The 5,849-nt window shown below is 71.4% G+C and carries 1 protein-coding gene; it reads right to left on the reverse strand.

Annotated features, from left to right (window positions below):
- The coding region (locus GSF22_RS29540) for a type I polyketide synthase (RefSeq protein ID WP_208817196.1) at nucleotides 1-5,849 on the reverse strand (5,849 nt) is incomplete at both ends.

The following is a 5,849-nucleotide window of genomic DNA, read 5'->3' on the forward strand; positions in this document are numbered from 1 at the left end:
TGCGACACCGACAGCCGCTTCGTCTTACGACCCAACCCCCGGAAATGCGCCGCCACCTCCTCGACCGCCGCCTCGGCACCCGACAGGACGACCGAGGTCGGGCCGTTGACCGCACCGACACCGACCAGACCTGCACGGTCGGCCAGCAGCGGCAACACCTCCGCCTCCGTGGCCTGCACCGACACCATCACCCCACCGCTCGGCAGGGCCTGCATCAACCGACCACGAGCCGCCACCAGCCGCGCCGCATCGTGGAGGGACAGCACCCCGGCCACGTGCGCGGCGGCGATCTCCCCGACCGAATGACCCACGAACACCGACGGCCTGATGCCGAACGACTCCGCCAGCCGGAACAACGCCACCTCGACCGCGAAGACCGCCGGCTGCGTCAACCCCGTCTGATCCAGATCAGCACTGCCCTCGAAGACCGCATCCTGCAAAGAGATGCCCAGCAGCGGGTCAAGCTCGCCGCACACCGCGTCGAACGCCGACGCGAACACCGGGAACACGTCGTAGAGTCCACGACCCATCCCCACCCACTGCGACCCCTGACCCGTGAACAACGCACCGAGTCCGCCGGAGGTGGCCCGACCCTGGACGACGGTCCGCGCCGAACGGCCAGCGGCCAGCGCGTCGAGCCCCTTGATGAAGTCGGCCGGCTTGGCCCCGGTGAGGACCGCCCGGTACTCGAAGGCCGACCGGGTGGACGCCAGCGACCACCCGATGTCCCGGATCGCAGGCGCCGACTCCCCCTGCACGACGGTGAGCAGTTTCGCCGCCTGGTCGCGGACCGCCTCCGGCGTACGACCCGACAGCACCCACGGCACCACCCCGACCGGAGACTCCGACACCACCGACGCCTCCACCGTCACCGGCGGCTGCTCCAGGATGACGTGCGCGTTCGTACCCGAAATACCGAACGACGACACCGCCGCCCGACGCGGCCGGTCCACGACCGGCCACTCCCGCGCCTCGGTCAACAACTCCACCGCACCCGACTCCCAGTCGATGTGCGGCGACGGCGCATCCACATGCAGCGTCTGCGGCAACACACCGTGCCGCATCGCCTGCACCATCTTGATGATGCCGGCGACACCCGCAGCCGCCTGCGTGTGACCCAGGTTCGACTTGATCGACCCGAGCCAGAGCGGTTCCCCCGCGCGGTCCTGCCCGTACGTCGCCAACAACGCCTGCGCCTCGATCGGATCACCCAGGCTGGTACCCGTACCGTGCGCCTCCACCGCGTCCACGTCGGCGGCCGAGATCCCAGCCGACGCCAGAGCCGCCCGGATGACCCGCTGCTGCGACGGACCGTTCGGCGCCGTCAGACCATTCGACGCACCATCCTGGTTGATGGCGGACCCGCGCACCACCGCCAGGATCCGATGCCCGTTACGCACCGCGTCCGACAATCGCTCCACCACGAGGACACCCACGCCCTCGCCCCAGCCGGTACCGTCCGCACCCGCCGCGAACGCCTTGCACCGTCCGTCCGGGGACAGCCCACGCTGCCGGGAGAAGTCGACGAACGTGCCCGGCGTGGCCATCACGGTCACACCACCGGCGAGCGCGAGGGAGCACTCCCCCGACCGCAGGGCCTGGGCCGCCCAGTGCAACGCCACCAGCGACGACGAGCAGGCCGTGTCGACGGTGACCGCCGGCCCCTCCAGACCCAGGTGGTACGCCACCCGACCCGAGGCGATACTGCCACCCGTACCGAGGAAGCCCTCCACCGAATCCGCAGCCGACGCCACCACACTGTCGTAGTCGTGGTACATCACCCCCGCGAACACACCTGTCCGCGAACCCCGCAACGACACCGGATCGATCCCGGCCGCCTCCACCGCCTCCCACGACGACTCCAACAACAACCGGTGCTGCGGATCCATCGCCGCCGCCTCACGCGGCGAGATCCCGAAGAACCCCGGATCGAAATCCGCCGCCCGGTGCAGGAAACCGCCGTAGCGGGAGTACGTCGTCCCGGTGTGGTCCGGGTCGGGGTGGTAGATGGCTTCGATGTCCCAGCCCCGGTCCTCCGGGAATCCGGTGACCCCGTCGCCTCCGGCGACCACGAGTTGCCACAGTTCGTCCGGTGAGGAGACCCCACCGGGGAACCGGCAGGCCATCCCCACGATCGCGATCGGCTCGTCGTCGGCCGCCGACACCACCGGCAGCACCGCCGCCGGCTCGTCCACACCGAACAACTCCGACCCGAGGAACCGGGCCAACGCCACCGCACTCGGGTGGTCGAACACCAACGTCGCCGGCAACCGCAGGCCGGTCGCCTTGGCCAGCCGGTTGCGCAGCTCGACCCCGGTCAACGAGTCGAAACCCAACTCCTTGAACGCCCGACCCGACTCCACCGCGTCGACCGACGCGTGCCCCAACACCCCGGCCACCTCGGCCCGCACCAGCTCCACCAGCGCGGCTTCCCGTTGAGCGGTGGAGAGGCCGGCGAGTTGGGCGGCGAGTCCGCTGGCGTCGGCGGCCTGTGCCGCCCGACGGCGTCGTACCGGGGTGCCGACCAGTCCACGCAGGAGCGCCGGTGGTTGCTGGTCACGGGAACGCAGGGCGGCCAGGTCGAGGCGTACCGGAACGAGAGCCGGGGTGCCGGCGCCGAGACCGGCGTCGAGGAGCCCGAGCCCCTCCTCGGTGCTGAGGGCGTGTACGCCGTCGTGTTCCATCCGCTCCCGGTCACGCTGGCTGAGCTGCTCGGCCATGCCGTGCTGCCAGGGGCCCCAGGCGAGGGAGACGGCGACGAGTCCGTCGGCCCGGCGCCATCCGGCGAGGGCGTCGAGGAAGGCGTTCGCCGCGGCGTAGCTGCCCTGGCCGGGGCCGCCGAAGACGCCGGCCGCCGAGGAGAACAGCACGAACGCGGACAGGTCCAGGTCCCGGGTCAACTCGTGCAGATGCCACGCCGCATCCACCTTCGGCCCGAACACCCCCGCAACCCGCTCCGCCGTGAGCGCGTCGATCACACCGTCATCCAGCACACCCGCCGCATGCACCACACCCGACAGACCCTCGACACTGGCGACCACCGCCGCCAACCCGGCCCGATCCGACACGTCACACGCCACGACCCGGACCTCCGCGCCAGCGGCCACCAACTCGTCGCGCAGATCCACCGCACCCGGCGCCTCCACACCCCGCCGGCTCACCAACACCAACCGCCGCACACCACGCGAGACCACCAGATGCCGGGCCACCAACGCACCCAGACCCGACGTACCACCGGTCACCAGCACCGCACCCTCAACCGGCCAGGAAACATCCCCCGCCAGATCCGTCACCCGCACCAGACGGGGCACGAACACCCGACCGGCCCGCACCGCCACCTCCGGCTCGCCACCGGCGAGCACGGCGGGGAGGACCAGGCCGGCGTCGGCCGACTCGTCCAGGTCCAGCAGGACCAGCCGGTCCGGGTGCTCGGCCTGCGCGGATCGCACCAGGCCCCAGAGCGCGGCCTGCCCCGGGTGCGGGATCTCCCCGGTACCGGCGGCGACCGCACCCCGGGTGACCAGTACCAGCCGGCTGGCGGCGAGCTGCTCGGCGGCCAGGAACTCCTGCACCAGGCCCAGGGTCCGGTGCACGAGGTGGCGCGCGTCGTCGGCCAGGTCGCCACCGGTCGGGTCGACCGGGGCGAGCAGCACATCGGGTACGGCGACAGCCGCGCAGACGGTGGCCAGTTCCGCCGGCCAGTCGGCGCCGAGTACGGCGAACTGGGGCGAGTCGGCGTGTTCCTGGACCGGGCCGACGACCCACTCCACCTGGTAGAGGGAGTCCCGGGAGCCGGTCGTACCGCCGCTGATCTGGTCCCGGTCGACGCTGCGCAGGATCAGCGAGTCGACCGTGCCGACCAGGGCTCCGGTGGTGTCGGCGAGGTCGAGGCGTACGGAGTCGGAGTCGGCGGGGGTGATGCGGACCCGCAGCACGGTGGCGCCGGTGGCGTGCAGCCGTACGCCGACGAACGCGAAGGGCAGCTGGGCGCCACCGGTGAGCGCGCTCCGGCCGGTGAGGCCGATGCTGTGCAGGGCGGCGTCCATCAGTGCCGGGTGCAGGCCGAACTGGTCGGCGTCGCCCGCACTCTGCTGTGCCAGGACCACCTCGGCGTACACCTGGTCACTGTCGGTTGCCCGCCAGGCGCGGCGTACCAGTTGGAAGGCCGGGCCGTAGCTGAGGCCGGCGGCAGCCAGCTCCTGGTAGAGCGCGGAGACGTCGACCTCTTCGGTGCCGGTGGGCGGCCAGGTGGCGAGTTCACCGGTGCTCGTCGCGTCGTGGGCTTCGCGGAGCACGACACCGGCGGCGTGCAGGGTGGCCGGGGTGTCCGCTGGCGCGTCCTCGGGACGGGAGTAGATGTGGAGCTGGCGACGGCCCTGGAGGTCGGCTTCGCCGACGGTGATCTGCACGTGCACCGCACCCGTGGCCGGCAGTACCAGCGGCGCCTGGAGCGTCAACTCGTCGAGGGTGTCGCAGCCGACCCGGTGCCCCGCGTGCAACGCCAACTCCACGTGCGCGGTACCCGGCAGCACGATCGTGTCCATCACCTGGTGATCGGCCAACCACGGATGCGTCGCCACCGACAGTCGGCCGGTCAACACGTGCTCGTCGCCGGAGCCGAGGGTCATCGCCGCCGCCAGGAGCGGGTGGTTCGCGGCGGTCATGCCCAGACCGGTCGGATCGGCGGGGACCTGCGCCGTCGCCTCCAGCCAGTACCGCTGGTGCTGGAACGCGTACGTCGGCAGATCGACCCGCTTCCCGCCAGCGATCAGGGCGGAGAAGTCGACGGCGATGCCCCGGGCCCAGAGCGAGCCCAGACCGGCGGTGAAGGTCAGCGCGGCGTCCCGGTCCCGGCGGACCAGGGGAACCGCCGTCACCTCGTCGTCGGCGTCGACGATCTGCCCGGTCAGGGCGGTCAGGATGCCGTCCGGGCCGATCTCCACGAACGTGACCACACCACTGCCCTGGGCGGCGGTGACCGCGTCGGCGAACCGCACCCCCGCCTTGACGTGCTCCACCCAGTACTCCGGGTCGGCCCACACGTTCGCGCTGGTCAACTCACCGGTCACCGTCGAGGCGACAGTGGCATCGCTGGCCGTGAACGACAGGCCGGCGACCACCGTGCGGAACTCGTCCAACATCGGCGCCATCAACGGCGAATGGAACGCATGCGACACCGACAGCCGCTTCGTCTTACGACCCAACCCCCGGAAATGCGCGGCGACCTCCTCCACCGCAGCTTCCGCACCCGACAGGACAATCGAGGTCGGGCCGTTGACCGCACCGATCCCGACCAGATCTTCACGGCCGGCCAGCAGCGGCAACACCTCCGCCTCCGTGGCCTGCACCGACACCATCACCCCACCGCTCGGCAGGGCCTGCATCAACCGACCACGAGCAGCCACCAGCCGCGCCGCATCGGCGAGGGACAACACACCGGTCACGTGCGCGGCGGCGATCTCCCCCACCGAGTGACCGACAAACACCGACGGCTTGACACCGAACGACTCCGCCAGCCGGAACAACGCCACCTCGACCGCGAAGACCGCCGGCTGCGTCAACCCCGTCTGATCCAGATCAGCACTGCCCTCGAACACCACATCCCGCAGGGACACACCCAGCAGCGAGTCAAGCTCGCCGCACACCGCATCGAACGCCGACGCGAACACCGGGAACACGTCGTACAGACCACGACCCATCCCCACCCACTGCGAACCCTGACCCGTGAACAACGCACCCAACCGGCCCGGCACCGCCCGGTGGGTCACCCCGGCACCGTCCGCCAACGCCGCCAGACCGTCCCGCAACTCGGCGACGTCCCGACCGGCCACCACCGACCGGTACTCGAA

This window comes from Micromonospora echinofusca, from assembly GCF_017614955.1.
Classification (GTDB): Bacteria; Actinomycetota; Actinomycetes; order Mycobacteriales; family Micromonosporaceae; genus Micromonospora; species Micromonospora echinofusca_A.